The 20,284-nt window shown below is 55.8% G+C and carries 14 protein-coding genes; 10 read left to right on the top strand and 4 right to left on the bottom strand.

The window, feature by feature from the left end:
• Nucleotide 1: 1 nt before the first annotated feature.
• The 3 genes from H2Z33_RS00585 to H2Z33_RS00575 all read left to right on the top strand — a co-directional run bounded on the left by H2Z33_RS00585 (nucleotide 2) and on the right by H2Z33_RS00575 (nucleotide 2,628).
• Complete coding sequence (locus H2Z33_RS00585) at nucleotides 2–1,678, top strand: hypothetical protein (RefSeq protein WP_198091817.1); 1,677 nt, start codon at nucleotides 2–4, stop codon at nucleotides 1,676–1,678.
• A 38-nt stretch (nucleotides 1,679–1,716) separates the two neighbouring features.
• Nucleotides 1,717–2,094 carry a hypothetical protein gene (locus H2Z33_RS00580; RefSeq protein ID WP_198091816.1) on the top strand — a complete coding sequence of 126 codons (378 nt, stop codon included), beginning with the start codon at nucleotides 1,717–1,719 and terminating at the stop codon, nucleotides 2,092–2,094.
• A 201-nt stretch (nucleotides 2,095–2,295) separates the two neighbouring features.
• Nucleotides 2,296–2,628 carry a hypothetical protein gene (locus H2Z33_RS00575; RefSeq protein ID WP_198091815.1) on the top strand — a complete coding sequence of 111 codons (333 nt, stop codon included), beginning with the start codon at nucleotides 2,296–2,298 and terminating at the stop codon, nucleotides 2,626–2,628.
• A 65-nt stretch (nucleotides 2,629–2,693) separates the two neighbouring features.
• On the opposite strand, the gene H2Z33_RS00570 is transcribed toward H2Z33_RS00575, so the two are convergent.
• Nucleotides 2,694–4,268 carry an AAA family ATPase gene (locus tag H2Z33_RS00570; RefSeq protein WP_096216794.1) on the bottom strand — a complete coding sequence of 525 codons (1,575 nt, stop codon included), beginning with the start codon at nucleotides 4,266–4,268 and terminating at the stop codon, nucleotides 2,694–2,696.
• 362 nt (nucleotides 4,269–4,630) lie between these two features.
• On the opposite strand from H2Z33_RS00570, the gene mntR reads away from it, so the two are divergent.
• The 7 genes from mntR to iroN all read left to right on the top strand — a co-directional run bounded on the left by mntR (nucleotide 4,631) and on the right by iroN (nucleotide 14,161).
• The gene (gene mntR, locus H2Z33_RS00565) at nucleotides 4,631–5,104 is read left to right on the top strand and encodes a manganese-binding transcriptional regulator MntR (protein WP_015571059.1); all 474 of its coding nucleotides are present in this window, start codon (nucleotides 4,631–4,633) and stop codon (nucleotides 5,102–5,104) included.
• A complete protein-coding gene (locus H2Z33_RS00560; protein ID WP_047740613.1) occupies nucleotides 5,101–6,210 on the top strand; it encodes an SLC13 family permease in 1,110 nt (369 codons plus the stop codon). The genes mntR and H2Z33_RS00560 overlap by 4 nt, the downstream gene beginning before the upstream one ends.
• 101 nt (nucleotides 6,211–6,311) lie before the next feature.
• A complete protein-coding gene (locus H2Z33_RS00555; RefSeq protein ID WP_032653048.1) occupies nucleotides 6,312–7,406 on the top strand; it encodes an HlyD family secretion protein in 1,095 nt (364 codons plus the stop codon).
• A complete protein-coding gene (locus H2Z33_RS00550; RefSeq protein ID WP_015571056.1) occupies nucleotides 7,403–8,974 on the top strand; it encodes a DHA2 family efflux MFS transporter permease subunit in 1,572 nt (523 codons plus the stop codon). The genes H2Z33_RS00555 and H2Z33_RS00550 overlap by 4 nt, the downstream gene beginning before the upstream one ends.
• Nucleotides 8,974–10,497 (top strand): efflux transporter outer membrane subunit, encoded by a 1,524-nt coding sequence (locus tag H2Z33_RS00545; protein WP_017693763.1) that lies wholly within the window; start codon nucleotides 8,974–8,976, stop codon nucleotides 10,495–10,497. The genes H2Z33_RS00550 and H2Z33_RS00545 overlap by 1 nt, the downstream gene beginning before the upstream one ends.
• A gap of 102 nt (nucleotides 10,498–10,599) precedes the next feature.
• Entirely contained in the window at nucleotides 10,600–11,640 is a 1,041-nt protein-coding gene (locus tag H2Z33_RS00540) for an aldo/keto reductase (protein WP_015571054.1), read from the top strand.
• Nucleotides 11,641–11,986: 346 nt separating this feature from the next.
• Complete coding sequence (iroN, locus tag H2Z33_RS00535; RefSeq protein WP_023296162.1) at nucleotides 11,987–14,161, top strand: siderophore salmochelin receptor IroN; 2,175 nt, start codon at nucleotides 11,987–11,989, stop codon at nucleotides 14,159–14,161.
• A gap of 44 nt (nucleotides 14,162–14,205) precedes the next feature.
• Here the strand turns inward: iroN and H2Z33_RS00530 are convergent, their stop codons facing one another.
• From H2Z33_RS00530 to iroC, 3 genes are all read right to left on the bottom strand, one after another.
• Nucleotides 14,206–15,162 (bottom strand): alpha/beta hydrolase, encoded by a 957-nt coding sequence (locus H2Z33_RS00530; RefSeq protein ID WP_040117409.1) that lies wholly within the window; start codon nucleotides 15,160–15,162, stop codon nucleotides 14,206–14,208.
• Between the two features lie 83 nt (nucleotides 15,163–15,245).
• Nucleotides 15,246–16,475 (bottom strand): esterase family protein, encoded by a 1,230-nt coding sequence (locus tag H2Z33_RS00525; protein ID WP_040117410.1) that lies wholly within the window; start codon nucleotides 16,473–16,475, stop codon nucleotides 15,246–15,248.
• A 101-nt stretch (nucleotides 16,476–16,576) separates the two neighbouring features.
• Nucleotides 16,577–20,236 carry a salmochelin/enterobactin export ABC transporter IroC gene (gene iroC / locus H2Z33_RS00520; protein ID WP_074133768.1) on the bottom strand — a complete coding sequence of 1,220 codons (3,660 nt, stop codon included), beginning with the start codon at nucleotides 20,234–20,236 and terminating at the stop codon, nucleotides 16,577–16,579.
• Between the last annotated feature and the right edge of the window lie 48 nt (nucleotides 20,237–20,284).

The following is a 20,284-nucleotide window of genomic DNA, read 5'->3' as shown; positions in this document are numbered from 1 at the left end:
AATGAAGCCGATTAAACGCCTGTACCTTTCAACGGATGAAATTCACCTGGCTGATGCCAGCCTGGTGCTGGAGCTGAACAGCTGCGGCCGGGGCTTTATTACGGCCGGAACAACGCAGGACTATACGGGGAAGCTGGTGCGTCTCGATGTGGGTTACACCGATCTGGTGTTGCGCTGGTTTACCGGGTACGTGGAACGCTCGCAACCTGCTGAAAACGGCTTTCAGCGCCTCTTTGTCCGGGAGCTGGTCGGCGTATTTGAACGCCTCTGGCCATGTTCGTTTCAGCATCCCACGCTGCGCGATGTGGCCAGCTGGCTGACAGAGCACAGCGGGTTAACCTTCAGCGTGCCGGATGCTGATTACTCAGACCGTCCGATCCCACATTTCACCCACAGCGGTACGGGTTATCAGTTGCTGGATAATCTCGGAAAGGCTTTTGGCATTACGGATTACGTCTGGTATCAGCTGCCGGACGGCGCGGTATATGTTGGCGGTGCGGAAAAAGCCCTGTTTGCTGGTCGCCCGATTGAGATCCCGCATGAATTTAATCAGGGGGCAGCCGGGGGGAACTCCATGACGCTTCCCCTGGTGCAGAGTCTGCGCCCCGGCGTGGAGCTGAACGGGGAACGGGTGACAAAAGTCCACCTGCAAAATGACACGATGGCTGTCACCTGGACACCCCGCAACCGTGCGACGGGTAAGCCACTGCAAAAAACGCCCGTTCAGCGCCAGATTGAAAGCCATTATCCGGAGCTGGCATCCGGGCTGCATTTGCCAAAGTTTGGCCGTGTGATGAATCCCGTTGAGGCAGTGAAAAGCGGCAATTTCTCCGATCCGTTCCGTCCCCGCTATGCAGTTGACGTGCAGCTGTTAGACGCGGACGGCAACCCGGATAAGGACACGCCTGTTTACTCAGCTGTGCCGCTGCCGGTTCCTATGGCGGGTAATGATTCGGGGATGTTCCAGTTTCCGCCTGAAGGGACACTGGTCGAAATCGCTTTTACTGGCGGGCGGCCGGATAAGCCGTTTGTGCGGCAGACCGTGCCGGACGGAACCAGTCTCCCGGATATCCAGCCTGGCGAACAGCTGCAACAGCAGCGCGCGGAAGTGTCGCAGCGCGTCACCCAGGCGGGGGACTGGGTGAGGCAGACAGACCAGACGATCAGTGAAAACTCAATGGCGCGGGTGGTTAAGGCCGATACAGAACAGCGGGAGCTGGTCAGCCGGGAAACCACGATTAAAGCCACGGATAAAATTACCGTGCTGGGTACGTCCACGCTGATGGCCGGAGCCATTCAGCAGGTATGCACGGGGGATTACAGCCAGGCTGTAAATAACCGCGTGGCGAGTATCGGCGGCAATGATGAAACGGATATAGCCGGGAGCCAGACAGTCACAACGGGTAAAGACCTGATTGAGAAAATTGGCCAGATACGTAAAAGCGTGGCGGCTGTGCAACAGCAAATTATTGCCCCGGTGGTGTGGATTGGCTCTGGCACTATCAACGTGGCACAGCTGATGCTGGACACGCTCGACGTGGTTAAGGAGCTGGCAGAGCAAACGGCAAGCCACACGCACAGCAATACGGGGACACCGACCAACGCGGGAGCCATCCGGAACACCGGAGCGAAAGCGGACACGCTGAACGGCAAATACTCCCCGGTGATTGGCAAGTAAACCTGTCCAGTACATAACCCGCGAAAGCGGGTTTTTTTATGCCCTTCATCCCCTGGCGGGGATATCTCCTTTCTTACCTCGTAAGCGGCTATCGCTACGCGCTGTCAGCGGCGCTCTGGCGCGTTCAGCCTTTTCGTACACTCAGAGCCACCCTTAAAACAGATCGTGCCCACTGCGGGGCGCTGGCGCGTCACAGCATGGCCAAAAAAATCTTTCGCAGACCAAAATCGCACTACACCGCACCCGCCTGCGGTTTTTGGATCATAAAAATTTTTCAGTTTTATTTTTCTTCAAACCGCCTCGCCAGGCCGCGCCAGTGCTGGCGGCCTTGCGGAAAACCAGAACTGAAAAGATTGAAAAGAATTTCAGTATTTTTCACTTTTATGGATCTGCGGAGGATCGAAAGAAAATTGTAAGTATAAGATATATAACGGGTAAATTAATTTTATGTGTGTTTGAAGGATCGTTTTTATTTTATGGCTATGGCCAGACTGTCACAGCTAAAGCCAGAACTGGCGAGGCTCAGGGGCAGACAGAAAGTTACTGGCAAACTGAAAAACTTGCGCACTATAATACTGTTTATATATACAGTATTTGTTTTGTGAAGAGACGCAGCTATGGGCAAAATTTCAATTAACGGCGCGGTTTTTATCTTTATGGCCAGAGGCGAAAAACTTAAAGATTCTGACGTTCTTTCCAGTAACTCACTACCTGACCAAAAATATGTGTTGTGGCCACGCGGCGAAGGGTGGGACGTGCGTTATCTGGTTTACGGTGCGAAAGGGATTGAGTGGTTGCCGATTGCAGAACAACTTTTCGCCGATGAGCCGGAGGCATGGCAAGCGGCATATGGACATTGGATGGAAAATTGTAGGCATTGGGAGAATATGTTGACTACTTCAGGTGCTGATAACTGGCAATATCTTTTAAGTCAATCAATAGATATATAAATTTATAATCAAGAAGTTGAACTTCAAGAAATAAAAAGGCGTGATAATCACGCCTTAGTGATGAATTAAATCGCAGCAATTGCTTTGTGTATCTCTACGCGAATGTCTCTTATATAGAAATCCCACTTTTCGCTATATTTGCTAATAAAGTTTAAAACCTTATACTCAATATTATCAAGTCTAGCTCTTCTAGCTAATTCAGGATAATAATCATGATAATCTGTAAGCGCACCGATACTTTGAGAATGTTTTTTGAGATTTACAAACATCGTTTTATCATTATCACTCACACCATTTACATCGATTGCTTCAAACCATAAGCGATGATTTTTTTCAGGTGAGCCTTTTACGTCTGTTACATCTAAATTAAACTGAAAAATTCTTGATAAAACTTCTTCTTTTTCGACTCTTTTATCAGTTCCTGAAAGAACTTTATTGACCATCTTAGTTTTTTCCGGAGAAGTGATATAGTAATCTCCATCTAAAATGGCTAAACTGGTATCGATTCTTTTTTTTGTAAGTTTCAGACCTGATAAAATCACAGCGGAGTTTTCTGCTGAACCAAAAAGAGAGATGTCAACTTTATCGTTTAAGCCTTCACTTTCAATTAATATGTTTATTGCTGTCTTTGCTAAGTTGTCTTCCACAAAGACATTGACCATATAGGGTTCAACATCAGTTATCTGTCTTAAAGCATCAGCTGATACACCTGGATATGCTTCTATCCCATTCCCTATGTTCCAAATGCTGATAATATTAATCTGGTTTTTAAAGTTGATTACTGACTCTCTATGCGTAGTAAAGACAACCTCAAAGCACATAGCCTTACTTTCTTTGATTAAGAAACTAATAAGTTCCTGAAATGCTCGTTCATGCAGTAAAACATCTATTTCATCAATTATTAAGTAACCGTTCCGATTTAGTTTTCCACTATAGACGTGTTTAACAATCTCGAAAACTCTTTTTTCTCCTGCGCCCATTGTATGTTCTGTGTATTCAATATCAGCTTTAACCATCCCTATGAATTTTTTATTGCCTTTAAGTGTATGGCATTCAAATAGATCATTATAATCAGCGTCAAGGATTTTGTTCAAAGCTAAAATCATCTTTTCCTTGATTGTCTTTTCGTAAATGTCCACCCTTTTATATTCTGCATATCTTGAAGCTCCAGTGTTGTCGGCTAAGGTGGCTAGATTTTGTAAACCGATATATATGGATTCTCTTTCGAGTCTTCGTGCGTAAACTGGTGTCCAGCGTTTATCCTTTCCATAAACAATATCTTTTTTATCATCCATTGCGATTCCTTCAAAAGAAACTGTTCCTCCGTTATATTTTATTTCTCCAGCGCGGAAAACAACCGAGAATTTACTATCCTGCCAGTTGTTTTCATTGTGGGGGGTAAAAAAGTCCGAAAACCTATTATTTTCTTTCGAAGATTTTTCAAGTGGTTTGAAAACGCAAGAGAGTGCATGAAGGATAGTTGACTTACCAGATCCGTTAATCCCCATGATAGCGGTTACAGATTTATCTTCTGGGAAAGAAATTGGGCAGTTATTAATACCTTTCAATTTTTCTATATTAATACTTTTTATTCTATATGATAAATTTTGGGGTTTATCGGTTTTTACTTTTTTAGCCATGTTAGGATCCATTCTAATTGCTTGTGTATAGTATGTTCTCAAAACCAAAAAGCAGCCATTAGCATAACAGTAAACTTCCTTTATGAGTAAGGGGAGAGCGAACAGGAGTCCTCAACATGCTTCTTCTATGTGTTCAAACTTTTCTCAAAGCTGAAAAACACTTTCAATTTAGCGACACTTTTGAGACATAAATGATTTCTACTGTTTGTAAGTTGTTGACTTATAGGTATATTTAATTATTAAACAGACTATATTGTATAGCTATGGCTAATTCGTTAATTTTTTGTGCTTGTAGAGCTATGGTTTACAATGTGCGCTCCGTTACAGGGCGCTGGAAGCGTCAACCCCATTGAGGAAGCACAATGAACCGTCGCGCAGGTAAGCCAACAACAAAAAAAACGACGCAACTGGTGAACGTTGAAGAGCATGTGGAAGGCTTCCGCCAGGTGCGTGAGGCGCACCGCCGGGAGCTGATTGATGATTATGTCGAACTGATCTCTGATCTGATCCGTGAGGTTGGAGAAGCGCGCCAGGTGGATATGGCCGCACGCCTGGGGGTGTCGCAGCCAACCGTTGCCAAAATGTTAAAACGTCTGGCGTCGGTCGGGCTGATCGAAATGATCCCCTGGCGCGGGGTGTTTCTCACCGCTGAGGGCGAGAAGCTGGCGCAGGAGAGCCGCGAGCGACACCAGATCGTCGAGAATTTTTTACTGGTGCTGGGCGTCAGCCCGGAAATTGCCCGTCGGGATGCCGAAGGTATGGAACACCACGTCAGTGAAGAGACGCTGTTGAAGTTCCGCGAGTTTACGCTCAAATACGGTCCCTCCGCTGAATGAACATCCCCGGCTTGCAGGCCCTGAAACGCGATCGCTTTTTCCATCTTTTACTGATCACTGGCGTTGGGCTCAGCGTCTTTGTGCCCTTCACGCCGCACACCTGGCCGGCGGCCATAGACTGGCGCACCATTATTACTCTGAGCGGTTTGATGATGCTCACCAAAGGCGTGGAGCTGAGCGGCTATTTTGACGTGCTGGGGCGCAAAATGGTGCGCCGCTTCGCCACCGAGCGCAAACTGGCCCTGTTCATGGTCTTTTCGGCGGCGCTGTTGTCGACGTTTCTCACTAATGACGTGGCGCTTTTTATCGTGGTGCCGCTTACGCTCACGCTGCGTAAGCTGTGCGAAATACCGGTTACCCGTCTGATTATCTTTGAAGCGCTGGCCGTCAATGCGGGCTCGCTGCTCACGCCGATCGGTAACCCGCAGAACATTCTGCTGTGGGGACGCTCCGGCCTGTCGTTTACCGCGTTTACCGGGCAGATGGCGCCGCTGGCGCTGGCGATCGTGGCGTCGCTGCTGGCGGTGGGCTGGTTTGCTTTCCCGAATAAATCGTTGCAGTACCACAGCGGTACAACCGGCCCCCAGTGGCAGCCGCGTCTCGTCTGGAGCTGCCTGGGGCTGTATATCGTTTTCCTTATCGCTCTGGAGTTAAACCTGGCGCTGGCGGGCGCGCTGCTGGTGGCGTGCGGCTTCCTGTTCCTCGCCCGGCGGGTGCTGGTGAGCGTTGACTGGACGCTGCTGCTGGTGTTTATGGCGATGTTTATTGACGTCCATCTCCTGATCCAGCTTCCGGTATTGCAGAACGTTCTCCATAGCGTCAGCGGTCTGTCGCAGCCGGGATTATGGCTGACGGCGATTGGTCTCTCGCAGGTGATCAGTAACGTGCCGTCCACCATTTTGCTGCTTAACTATGTTCCCCCAACGGTACTGCTGGCGTGGGCGGTCAACGTCGGCGGCTTTGGGCTGCTGCCCGGCTCGCTGGCTAACCTCATCGCCCTGCGGATGGCCAACGATCGCCGCATCTGGTGGCGCTTCCATTTATGGTCAATCCCGATGCTGCTCTGGTCAGCGGCGGTCGGTTTCGGACTATTCCTTCTCATATAGTGCGCAATTTGTCAGTTTTTCCTGGCAAATGTATAGCAACGTCCTAGCTTTAGTGAACGGCATAGTGTGATGCCGCTCACTGACAGGACCGTTGCTGAACTATGGCAGAAGATCAAAACCCACCTGCTGACGAGCAGGATCAAAACAATAACGAGCGCAAGCGCCCGGGGAAAAAACCGTTAATTATCCTTGGCATCGTGGTCATCGTGATGGTGATTGTGGCGCTGGTCTGGTGGTTTTTAACCCGTAACGAAGAGACCACCGACGACGCCTTCACCGACGGCGACGTAGTGACCATTGCCCCAAAAACGGCAGGCTACGTCACCGAACTTCGCGTGCGGGATAACCAGCGCGTGAAGAAAGGGGATGTGCTGGTGGTGATCGATCCGCGTGATACCACCGCCCAGCGCGATCAGGCCCAGGCCCAGCTTGGGCTGGCGATTGCGCAGTTGCATCAGGCGCAGGCGCAGCTGGCGCTCTCGAAGGTGCAATATCCCGCCCAGCGCGATGAAGCCAAAGCCCAGGTACTGAAAGCCCAGGCGGATATGGCCAACGCGCAGGCGGAGTACCGCCGTCAGCGCGGCGTTGACCCGCGCGCGACCACGCAACAAAGTATCGATGCCGCGAACGCTCAACTGCGGAGTGCCCAGGCGGGTCTGGCCAGCGCGCAGGCGCAGCTGGAAGTGGCGGAGCAGGTTCAGCTGCAAATCCGCCAGCAGGAGACCAACGTCGAAGCCCGCGAACGGCAGGTCGATCAGGCCAGAGCGCAGCTGGAAACCGCCAACCTGAACCTCTCTTATACCGAAGTCCGCGCCCCGTTCGACGGTTTTGTCACCAAACGCAACGTCCAGCCCGGTACGCTGGTGCAGGCAGGTACGGCGCTGTTCTCGCTGGTTTCCCCGAACGTGTGGGTGGTGGCGAACTTCAAGGAGTCGCAGCTTGAGCGCATGAAGCCGGGCGACAAAGTGACCGTGTCCGTCGATGCCTGGCCGGATATGGAGCTGGAAGGCCATATCGACAGCATCCAGCAGGGCAGCGGCTCGCGCTTCTCCGCCTTCCCGTCGGAAAACGCCACCGGTAACTTTGTGAAGATCGTTCAGCGCGTGCCGGTGAAAATCGTCATTGATAAAGGGCTGGATCCGAACAAGCCGCTGCCGCTGGGGCTGTCGGTTGAACCGAAGGTCACCGTGGAATGACGGATCACAGCCACGATAACTGGAAGCCCGCCAGTAACCCGTGGGCGGTGGCGATTGTGGTCACCCTGGCGGTGTTTATGGAAATTCTGGACACCACCATCGTCAACGTGGCGTTGCCCCACGTCGCGGGGTCGCTCTCGGCCAGCTATGACGAATCCACCTGGGTGCTCACCAGCTACCTGGTGGCGAACGGCATCGTGCTGCCGATTTCGGCCTTTCTGAGCCGCCTGTTTGGTCGCAAGCAGTTCTTCCTGATCTGCATTGTGATGTTCACCATCTGCTCGTTCCTGTGTGGCATCGCCACCGAGCTATGGCAAATCATCCTGTTCCGCGTGATGCAGGGGTTCTTTGGCGGCGGATTGCAGCCTACCCAGCAGTCGGTGCTACTCGACTACTTCAAGCCGGAGGACAGGGGCAAAGCCTTTGGCCTTTCATCCATTGCCATTATCGTCGCGCCGGTACTCGGTCCCACGCTGGGGGGATGGATCACCGATAACTACTCCTGGCGCTGGGTGTTCTTTATCAATATCCCGGTAGGGATTGTGACGGTGCTGGCTATCTATCAGCTGCTGGAAGATCCGCCGTGGGAGAAAAAGTCGGAAGAGAAGCTCACCGTCGACTGGACGGGGATCGGCCTGATCGCCCTCGGTCTTGGCTGTTTGCAGGTGATGCTCGACCGGGGCGAAGATGATGACTGGTTCTATTCGAACTTTATCCGCACCTTCGCAGTACTGACGCTGGTCGGCATTATCGGCGCGATCTACTGGCTGATGTATGCCAGAAAGCCGGTGGTGGATCTGCACTGTATGAAGGACCGCAACTTTGCGATCTCCAGCCTGCTGATGGCGGGGATGGCGATGATCCTGTACGGCAGTTCGGTGGTTATTCCGCAGCTGGCGCAGCAGGATTTGGGCTATACCGCCACCTGGTCCGGGCTGGTGCTCTCGCCCGGCGCGGTGCTGATTGTGCTGACCATCCCGCTGGTGCTGAAGCTGATGCCGGTGGTGCAGACGCGCTGGATCATCGCCTTCGGCTTTACCTGCCTGGCGGTGTCGTTCTTCTGGTCCCGCACGCTGACGCCGGATATCGACTTCGAAACGCTGGTGCTGTTCCGCAGCGCGCAGTCGATAGGGCTGGGGTTCCTGTTTGTGCCGCTGACCACCATCGCCTTTATCTCGATCCCGAGGCGGCTCAATGCCGACGCGGCGGCGCTGTTTACCATGTTCCGCAACGTGGCCGGCTCGATTGGGATTTCGCTCTCGACGGCGGCGATCACCGAGCGCTCGCAGGCGCACAGCGCGCATCTGGCTTACCACGCTTCGCCGTTTAACGAGCAGTTCCAGCTGGCGATTCGCGAAAGCGCCCAGGCGATCCAGAACTTCACCACTCAGGTGGGCGATCCGACCGGCATTGCCACCGGGCGGATGTACCAGACGATGATCGAGCAGTCGCGCTTTCTGGCCTACATCGACGTATTCACCATTCTGAGCGCGGTGGCCCTATTACTGATTCCGTTTTGTTTGTTGCTCTCGCCGGTTAAGAGCGAGGGGAGTGCAGGAGCACACTGATGATACACAGACGTTTACACCCCCTGATGATAATGATGCTGCTGGTGGGCTGCGCCGTCGGGCCGGACTACCAACAGCCTGCACCGCCCGCCACCACGCACTGGAACGATAAGGGCGACAGCGCGGTGAAATCGCAAACTTCCTCCGCGGCCACTAACCCGCGCTGGTGGACAACCTTCGGCTCGCCGCAGCTCGACAGCCTGATTGAACGCGCCATCGCCGGGAATCTGACGCTACAGCAAACGGTATTACGCATTGCCGGCGCGCGCGAACAGATTAACCAGGCCGGCGGGGCGTTTTTCCCGTCGGTGAATGGCAATGTGCAGGCGACGCGCCAGCAGCTTGGGCTGGAAGGGGAGCTGAAATCCCACGGCGTGTATGACCAGTTGAATAATGTCGATCCTGAACTGCGGGGCGCGTTAGGCCCGCTGACGCAGCCGATAAACCTCTATCAGGGCAGCTTCGACGCCCAGTGGGAAATCGACCTGTGGGGCAAGGTGCGCCGTCAGGTAGAAGCGGCCGAGGCGCAGCAGCGGGCGGCGATCGAGCAGCGTAACGATGCGCTGGTCTCGCTGGAAGCGGAAGTGGCGCGGGCGTGGCTACAGCTGCGTGGGGCGCAGAGCATCATTGCCACGCTTAATACGCAAATTGAAAGCGCACAGCAGACGCTGGATCTGACCGAAAGCCGCCAGCGGGGCGGGCTGTCGCCGCAGATGGACGTGGAAAATGCCCGGGCGCAGCTGGGCAATCTTGAAGCGCAGCTGCCGCAGTATCAGGCGCAGGAACGCCAGGCGATGAACGGGCTGGCGATCCTGCTCGGCAAACCGCCGGGCGCGCTGGATGCCGAACTGCAATCCGTGCAGCCGATGCCTGCCCTGCCAGATATTGTGCAGACCGGTATTCCGTCGACGCTGGCCCGCCGTCGCCCGGACGTGCGCGAAGCCGAGGCGAATCTCCATGCCGCCACGGCGCAGATTGGCGTCTCGGTGGCAGAATTGTTCCCGAGCTTTACCCTCTCCGGACAGTTTGGCCTGCGCAACAGTGAATCTAACTGGCTGACCGACTGGAGCAGCCACTTCTACAGCTTTGGCCCGCAGGTTTCCATACCGATTTTCCAGGGCGGTCGGCTGGTCTCCAGCGTCAAGGTGGCGCGCGCGCAGCAGGGGGCGGCAGTGCTGGACTATCGCCAGACGGTACTGACGGCGCTCGGCGACGTTGAAAACGCGCTGGTGAGCTATCGCACCGACCAGCAGCGTGAAGCGGGCCTGGCGAAAACCATCGACGCGCTGCAAAACGCCTTTGATCTCGCCAGCGACAGCTACCGGCAGGGGATCGCCAGCTTTATTGACGTGCTGGACGCCCAGCGTCAGCTCGCTCAGGCCGAACAGCAGCGGGCGCAGGCGCAGGTGCAGAGCGCGCTTGATCTGGTGGCGCTCTACAAAGCCCTCGGCGGCGGCTGGGAGCCGTATCAGCAGGTGCGGCTGCCAGACTACAGCGTCTTTGGCGACGCCCCACGCGGATAGATTCAGAGGATTGGGCAAGAAACGGACAGGAACGCCACATTCGCGATGGCTGGGGGGCGGGTATAACTAACAGACACCCAATCGACATGCGAGGAAAGCGTTATGCGTTATCAAAAACTGGGCAATACCGGACTGTTCGTTTCTGAACTCTGCCTCGGCACCATGACCTTCGGCGGTGAAGGCGGCATGTGGGGCAAAATTGGTCAGCTTCAGCAAAGCGACGCCGAGCAGCTGGTGGGCCGCGCGCTGGACGCCGGGATCAATTTTATCGACACGGCAGATGTCTACTCGGAAGGGCGTTCAGAGGAGATCACCGGGCAGGCGCTGAAGAACCTGAAAATTCCGCGCGAAAACGTGGTCGTTGCCACCAAGGTGTTCGGTGAAACCGGCACAGCGGGGGTGAACTCGCGCGGTAGCTCGCGCTATCACATCATCAGCGGCGTGAAGGAGAGCCTGCGTCGCTTGCAGCTGGATCATATCGATCTCTATCAGCTACACGGTTTCGACCCCGCGACCCCCATCGAGGAGACGCTTTACGCGCTGGATAATCTTGTGCAGCACGGTCACGTACGCTATATCGGCGTCTCGAACTGGGCGGCATGGCAGATTGCCAAAGCGCTCGGCATCTCTGAGCGTCTGGGGCTGGCGCGTTTTGCCTCATTGCAGGCGTACTACACCATCGCCGGGCGCGACCTTGAGCGCGAACTGGTGCCGATGATGCAGAGCGAAGGCGTCGGGTTGATGGTATGGAGCCCGCTGGCGGGTGGTCTGCTGAGCGGAAAATACGATCGCGACGGGCAGAGCGCGGCCGGTAGTCGTCGCCTGGCGTTCGACTTCCCGCCAGTGAATAAAGATCGCGCCTTCGACTGCGTGGACGTGATGCGTACCATCGCTGAAAGTAAAGGCGTTTCCGTGGCGCAAATCGCGCTGGCGTGGCTGCTGCACCAGAAGGCGGTGACCAGCGTCATCATCGGGGCGAAACGGGTCGATCAGTTGGATGACAACATTGCCGCAACCGGCATTCAGCTGAGCGATGATGAGCTGAAACAGCTGGATGCGGTCAGCGCGCTGCCGCGCGAGTATCCTGGCTGGATGCTGGAGCGCCAGGGCGAGTACCGTCGCAATCAGTTAGCGCAACAATAACCTTTCTTTCCCCGGTGGCGCTTGCGCTTACCGGGGCTGCGTTCCCTTGTAATGACATATTAACGTTATGTCACTACACGAACTACCAATGGGCTGTTCTCTTCTTCCGCTGTTTCAGTATGCCAGCTTTACGAACGCACAGGGCGGTACCCGGGAAGAATCACTCCGGGCCAATGCGTGCGTTTCATTAATGCGCGCATCCGTGTATTAAGGATTGCCTTAATCCTCTCCAAATGATACTAATTATCATTCTTATTATAAAAATAATGGCAGTTTAAAATATCTGGCAAGGATGTGAGCTTAACGATCGATCACTTTTACGTTAGGCATGTATTAGGGAATGGGTATGAGAATTATCAAGATCTTCTGGCCGCTCACTGCGCTCCTGGCAGGGTTGAACAGTCAGGTATCACTGGCAAAATCCTCCGATGATAACGACGAGACCCTGGTGGTGGAAGCCACCGCTGAGCAGGTACTCAAACAGCAGCCGGGCGTGTCGATTATTACCAGCGAAGATATTAAAAAGAACCCTCCGGTCAACGATCTCTCCGATATTATTCGCAAAATGCCCGGTGTCAATCTGACCGGCAACAGCGCCTCGGGTACACGTGGTAATAACCGCCAGATCGACATTCGCGGCATGGGGCCGGAGAACACCTTAATTTTAATTGATGGTGTGCCGGTGACGTCGCGCAACGCCGTGCGTTATAGCTGGCGTGGAGAGCGTGATACCCGCGGCGACACCAACTGGGTGCCACCGGAACAGGTTGAGCGTATTGAAGTGATCCGCGGCCCTGCGGCGGCACGCTACGGTTCGGGCGCAGCGGGCGGGGTGGTGAACATCATTACCAAACGCCCTACCAACGACTGGCACGGTTCGCTGTCGTTATACACCAACCAGCCGGAAAGCAGCGACGAAGGCGCTACGCGTCGCGCCAACTTCAGCCTTAGCGGGCCGCTGGCTGGCGATGCGCTGACCATGCGCCTGTACGGAAACCTGAATAAAACCGATGCCGACAGCTGGGATATTAACTCCTCGGCCGGTACGAAAAACGCGGCCGGGCATGAAGGGGTGCGCAACAAAGATATTAACGGCGTTGTCTCGTGGAAATTAAATCCGCAGCAAATTATCGATTTCGAAGCCGGATATAGCCGCCAGGGGAATATCTATGCGGGCGATACGCAAAACAGTTCTTCCAGTGCCGTCACTGAAAGCCTGGCGAAATCCGGCGAAGAGACGAACCGCCTGTACCGGCAGAATTATGGCATTACACATAATGGTATCTGGGACTGGGGTCAAAGCCGTTTTGGTGTCTATTACGAGAAAACCAATAACACCCGCATGAATGAAGGATTATCCGGAGGCGGTGAAGGGCGTATTTCGGCGGATGAAAAGTTCACGACCAATCGCCTGAGCTCCTGGCGAACCAGCGGCGAGCTTAATATTCCGCTGAATGCGCTGGTCGATCAAACGCTGACCGTGGGTGCGGAGTGGAGCCGCGATGAGCTCGACGATCCTTCCTCTACCAGCCTGACCGTGGATGACAGTGATATCGGCGGCATTTCTGGCTCGGCTGCGGATCGCAGCAGTAAAAACCATTCCCAAATCAGTGCGCTGTATATTGAAGATAATATTGAGCCGGTTCCCGGCACGAATATCATTCCCGGCCTGCGCTTTGATTATCTCAACGATTCCGGCGGTAACTTCAGCCCCAGCCTGAACCTCTCGCAGGAATTGGGGGATTACTTCAAAGTCAAAGCGGGGATTGCCCGAACCTTTAAAGCACCAAACCTGTATCAATCCAGCGAAGGTTATCTGCTCTACTCGAAAGGCAACGGTTGTCCAAAAGATATTACATCGGGCGGCTGCTACCTGATCGGTAATAAAGATCTCGATCCGGAAATCAGCATCAATAAAGAAATTGGGCTGGAGTTCGCCTGGGAAGATTACCATGCCAGCGTGACCTACTTCCGCAATGACTACCAGAATAAGATCGTGGCCGGCGATAATGTTATCGGGCAAACCGCTTCCGGCGCATATATTCTCCAGTGGCAGAACGGCGGGAAAGCGCTGGTGGACGGTATCGAAGCCAGCATGGCGTTCCCGCTGGTGAAAGATCGTCTGAACTGGAATACCAATGCCACCTGGATGATCACCTCGGAGCAAAAAGACACCGGTAACCCGCTGTCGATCATCCCGAAATACACCATTAATAACTCGCTTGACTGGACCATCACCCAGGCGTTCTCTGCCAGCGTCAACTGGACGTTATACGGCAGACAAAAACCGCGTACTCATTCGGAAACTCGTAGTGAAGATACTGGCGGTCTGTCGGGTAAAGAGCTGGGCGCTTATTCGCTGGTGGGGACGAACTTCAATTACGATATTAATAAAAATCTGCGTCTTAACGTTGGTGTCAGCAATATCTTAGATAAACAGATCTACCGATCTTCCGAAGGGGCGAATACCTATAACGAGCCTGGCCGGGCTTATTATGCCGGTGTAACCGCGTCATTCTGATCGTAGTGCCAGAGGCGTACTGCCCGCGTCAAGGCGGGCAGTGTTTAGCGGCTTAATGAATGACAGCCTGCTGTGTTACCTGCGTTTTCACCACTGATATCTAACAGCGCTCCGCGGAAGGAGGCGTTGAACATCGGCCCGTGTCCCAGGTTTGGGAAATCCCAAAAGGCGGCATTGACGCCTTTATCTTCCAGCGTGGCGAGGGTGGCATGAATTTTCGTCAGCACTCCGGCAGCATGCGTTTCCCGGTTATCGCCCGGCGTCGCCGAACCTTCCATTATCATCAGGCGCCTGGCGCAGTATTGCGACGGCTCAACCGCCGTGATGCGGCTCAGTAGCGCATCATGGCCTCTGCCCAACGACGGGCTGGCGCTGTAATACGTCCGGAAATAAGGGGAAGACAGCCATGCATCCAGCACGAACAGGCCGCCGTAGGAGTGCCCCCACAGGCCGCGACGCTGCCGATCGATATTCAATCCTTGTTCCACCTTTGGCGCTATACGCGTTTCCAGTAACTGGCGAAAGTCGTTGCTACCCCCACTCTTACGGCTAAAACGCCCGTTGCGGGTATCCGTTTTGCCGCTTTCTGCTACTGGCGTATAGTCGTAGGCCCTGCCGTTGAGATCGAAGGGGAGGTTGGTCTGATACCCGACAGCCACAATCACCGGCGGTGATTTTTCTGCCAGCTGTTTGAGCAGGTCGTCGTTCAGGCGGTCCATAACTGCGTTGCCGTCGAGCATATATAAAATCGGGTAGCCCGACGCCGGTGCGGCTTTATTTGGCACGGCCGTCCATACCCGATAATGGCGGCTGCCATCGGCGGAGTCGAACGAGTTGACGCTGAAATGGTAAAACGCAGAGCCTTTATCGGCGATATTCGGCCCCAGTGGCTGCATATCCGGCTTTGCGAAAGCGTGCGCATTCCAGATAAGGGTGAGACCAGAAAGAAGAGTGACAAGCGCCTTGCGTGAGCGTGTTGGGCGATACTCGCGGGCATACATCTGATGTTTATTCCTTTTCCGCAGGTGACATTTTCTTTATTCAGGAAGCCTGTACAGTTGCCTGAAAGTGTTCGCGGGTCAAGTCAACCCTGGAGTAAACCAAGCCCGTCAATCAGTGCGCCGCGCCACCATGCGTAATCGTGACCCCCGGTATACATTGCGCAATGGCTGTCGACGCCAGCGGTAAGCAACTGCTGATGCAGCCGCTGAACGTGGGGTACCGTCGAACCTTCCAGCGATCCCACGCACAGGCGGATGCGCACGCCCTGCGGCGGGGCAGAAAGCAGATGTTCGCTCACCCATGACGTATCGGTTTCGCTGAACACGTTTGGCCGGCTGGCACCCTCTGGCGTCCACCACATCGAAGGGGAGTGGCTGAGCGCCAGCCCGAACGTTTCCGGTGCGTAACGAGCGGCCATGAGCGCGCTGACCCCGCCGAGGCTCTGTCCGGCCAGCACGGTGCGCGAACGGTCTGCCCACCGCCGCTGCGGGTGTTCGGCGCGGATCGTCGGCAACAACTGGTCGGCGATATCCTTTATCAGCTCGCTGCGCCCGCCGAGTATCGCAGTTCGCTCGTGTTCATCGATATTGTCGATGCCAAGTACAGCCACAGGCACGATGCGTCCGTTGTTTATGGCGGCGTCAATTGCCGCGCATACGCCAAGGTGATCGAACCAGGTTTCACCATCGGGCAGTACCACCAGGCCGAGGGGCTGCGAAACATCAACGTCCGGCAGATAGAGCCGAACCCGGCGCGATTCCCCGGCGAGAGTGCGCGCCGAGGTAAGCAATTGCCCGCTGGGTGACCCGCCGCGCCATTCGGACTGGGCGGGGGCTTTATCAAGCGCCAGCACCGACTCCTGTGTGCTTCCCCGAACGTTGATCCCCGGCGTTTTGTTTAGCGGATCGGCGTGCCCGACGAGGGTAGCAAAGCGGCCTCCGGACAGTGCAATCGTCTCGGCCGGGGTGCCGGGGGGGATTTCCACCAGCGAATAGGAGCCGCAGTAGCTTGCGGGTAAACGCAGTGTCAGAGTCCAGATATCCGTCGCGGGAAGGGCGGTCATCATCCCTTTCGCCACGTGCTCTTTATCCGTCACCCGATTCAGACGCAGATAAACGCCCTGTAGAGGGTGCCTGGCGCGCCACAGAAATGTCACATCACGCTCGTCTTTCGCTCCGTCGACTGGCGTCACCAGCGGTACATTTAGCGACTCAGCGTCTCGCCAGAAGTCAGAAAGGTTAGCAATGTGGCCTGCTGCCAGCTGGCTGCGCAGCCTGGCGATAGCAGAGGGATGTTGTTGCATGTTCAGCATTCACTCTCTTTGAATATGAAGGGTGTCAGTATAAATAGCTAAAGCGGCTATTCCGGGAACAGCCGCTTTAGCGCGTGTTTTGTAATGTCTTACGTGCGCAATTACTCTTCCACGATTTCCCCCGTGATGTCGTGCTGGCGATGGGGAACAGAGCTGCCGACGCTGTCATGCCACAAGCGGGTGTAGAGGCCGCCGGCCGCTAACAGCTGTTCGTGGGTGCCGTATTCCGCAAGCTGCCCCTTATCGATAACGGCAATCAGATCGCAGCGCTGCGCGGTGGTCAGACGGTGCGCCACAATCAGCGCCAGGGGCTTCCCGGCGTGCGCGACGCCTGTTAACGATGACATCAATCGCTCTTCGGATGTGCGATCCAGGCGTGACGTGGCTTCATCGAGCAGCAGGATGTGAGCATTCGCCAGTTGTGCGCGGGCCAGCGCAATCAGCTGGCGCTGACCTGCGGACAGATCGGCACCGCCGTTATTCACCGGTGTGCGGAATCCCTGCGGCAGATTGCGCACCGTCTCATACAGCCCTGCCTGTTGAGAGGCAATCTCAATGTCGTCATTGGTACTGGATGGCCGTGAATAACGAATGTTTTCCGCGATATCACCACTAAACAACGCCACATCCTGATCGACCAGCCCAATCTGGCGACGGTAATCGGCAAGCGAGGCATCATCAATTATCCGATCGCCAATGCTGATCCTGCCGTGGGTGGGGGAATACAATCCGGCGATCAGCTTAATCAGCGTTGACTTACCCGCACCGCTGCGACCAACGACCGCGACGACCCTTCCCTCAGGGATTGTCAGGGTAAGTTTGTTCAGCGCGGGTTCAGGGCTGTCGGGATAACTGAACGTGACCTCATCAAGATGCAGCGCGCCGGTGGCGGGCGGTGCGGAAGAGGGCTCGATGTTCTCTGTGCCTTCGGTCGCCAGCAGTTCATTAATATGTTTGCCGCTGGCCGTCGCCTGCTGCCAGGCGTCGACAATTCCTGATAACTGCTGCACTGGCCCATAGAATTGCCCCAGCAGCAGGAAGAAAGCCGCCAGCACCCCGGCGGTCATTTCGCCTTCGGCGACTCGCGATGCACCCACCAGAAGAACGGCGGCATAGGAGGCCTCGGTGCAGAAGGTCAGGAACGGGAAATAGACGGCAAGGTATTTTTGCGCACGTACGCGGGTCGCACGGAACCGATCCGATAACGCGCGCAGCCGGGCGGCTTCCTGTTCCTGCTGGCCATGCGATTGCACAACCCGCAAGCCGGAGACTTTCTCCTGCAGGGTGCTGTTGACTTTGCCTATTTCCAGCCGCGCCTGCGCATAAGCAGGGGAGCTGAGGCGGCGATAAATCCAGGTTGCCAGTGCGACCACTGGCACCGCGCTTAATGCCGTCAGCGCCAGGAGCGGGTCGAGCCAGAACATGGCGGCGGCGATGGCGAACATTGTCACCAGGCTGGTGGCTGCACCGGCAAGGCCGTTTTGCAGAAAGCGGGCGAGAGAGTCCACATCTACGGTCATGCGGGTCAGACGTGAATCGACATGCTTTTCATGCCAGGGGAGACCAAGACGCAGCATATGGCCGAAGCTGCGCAAGCGCACCGTATGCTGGACTGACTCTGCCGCTCTGGCGGCGAAGACTGTCTGTAGTGAATAACAGCACCAGCTCACGGCCACCAGGCACAGGGCGAATAGGGCACAGAGGCCGATAGTCGACATATCGCCTGTGGCAACGCCGGAGTCAATGCCGCGCTGCAGCAGTATAAGTACCCCGACGCCTGCCGCCGAATCGAGGGCGATCAGCAGGGCGGCGATGACGAACATCCACGCCACGGGCTTCAGCAGCGACGTGACTTTGCGGCCTTTACCGGCCAGCGCCTGCTGTACTGCATTTTCCGGCACGCGCGTCATACGGGCGACAAAGCCTTTATCCCCCGTCTGCGCCGCATCGTCTTGTGCCGCTGGTACGGTCGGCCACAATCCGTTAGGCCCACTGTGGGAAGGCGCGAGGAAATCGCCGTCGCCGGTCATCAGCGCGCGGAACGCCGGACAGCGCGCTTCAAGTTCTGCCTGGGTTCCGGTGTCCACCACCCGGCCCTTATCCAGCACCACAATCCGGCTGGCTAACTGAAGCGTCGAACGGCGTCGGGCAATCACCAGCAGCATATGCTTTTCGTCAGCATAGCGACTCAGCGCGGTGTTGATCTCCGCTTCAGTACCGGCATCGACCGCCGAGGTGGTGTCATCGAGGATCAACACTTCCGGCGCGGTAATGAGCGCCCGTGCCAGCGCGATTCGCTGCCTCTGTCCGCCGGAAAGATTCGTACCGCGTTCGGTTAATTGGGTATCGAAGCCTTTCGGCAGGGCGTTGATAAAATCGCTGGCTCCTGCTGCCCTCGCCGCGAGGCGAATGTCGTCCGCCGTTGCCTGAGGGTGCCCGTAGGCGATATTTTCCGCCACCGTACCGGCAAACAGAAAAGCATCCTCAAACACAACGCCTACCCGACGACGAAGCGCCTCCAGCCTGAGATCGCGGAGGTTCTGTCGGCCTGCGCTGGTGTTGAGCCATATCTCTCCGGCGCTGGGATCGTAAAAACGCGCCAGCAGCATCAGCAGCGTGGATTTCCCGGAACCCGATGCGCCCACTACCGCCACCGTTTCACCGGCGTGCAGGGAAAAGGAGACATCGCTGAGGATGCGTCTGCCGCCACGGTACTCGAAGCTCATATTCTCCAGTTGCAGCCCGATAACCTGACCGTTAACCGCCTCCGTCCCGTCTTCCATCTGCGAACGGGTGTCGATCAGAGCAAACACGCGCTCCACGGACGCCTGGGTGCGCTGGGCGATAACCAGAAACGATGCCAGTACACGGGTTGGCCCGGTCAGCATCGCGAGGAAGCTGGCAAACGCCACGAAGGTGCCGAGATCGATGCGACCGTGCATAACCGACCAGCCGCCGTAGCACAGCAGGACGATTTGCCCGAGCACCGGTAGCGCCAGCATGGTGGCACCTGGCATCGCCTGCGAGATGGCCGCGCCGATGCGTACCCGCACCATCTGCCGCGACTGGCGATCCAGCCAGCGCGTTTCACGCAGCTCCGCCACGCAGGATTTTACCACTGAGATCTGCGCCAGCACCTCGCGCATATGTTCGGTGAGATTTGCCAGTCGGTCCGAGGCCAGCCCGGTTTGCGCAAAGACCCGGCGACGCGCGCGCAGCGCAGTGATAGCCAGGCATGCCAGTACGCACACGACGATGAGCGTCATGGCGGGTGACATCCACAGCATCACGGCAATGCCGGCAATGTAATAAGTGAACACCGCCAGCGGCACCGGGCACATCTGTAGCAGGGTATGCACCTGCTGCAGATCGCTGTTGGTCCGTGAAATCACCTGCCCGGTGCGCAGTGCGTCCTGGCCTGCGCCGTCAAGTTTTTGAATACTGTCGAATGCCCGTCCTCGCAGGGTGTGCTGCACCCAGAGCGAGAGCTCCCCGGCATAACCGCGGCGCACGTAGTTACCGATGAAATCAAAAAAGGCAATCAGCAATAGCCCGCAGGCCAGCCACGGCAGACGAGTCGGATTGCCCGCCAGCGCGTCGTTCACCGCTTGCCTTGTCAGCAACGGCGTCAGCGCGGCCAGCAGAATGGTCGAGACCGACGCTACCACTACGATGATGCTAAGTTTCTTACGTTCCCAGCACACGCGTGCCAGGCGAACTATCCAGGACCGCGCAGGAGTGGGAGAGTGAGTCGCAGGCATTAAGCCTCCTCCGTCTGTAAAAAATAGGATCCAAGTCGGATCGCTGTG

The sequence above is a fragment of the Enterobacter sp. YSU genome, from assembly GCF_016082135.1.
Lineage (GTDB): Bacteria > Pseudomonadota > Gammaproteobacteria > Enterobacterales > Enterobacteriaceae > Enterobacter > Enterobacter hormaechei_C.
Note: the sequence above shows the minus strand (reverse complement) of the source record. Positions and strands in the feature narration are given on the sequence as shown.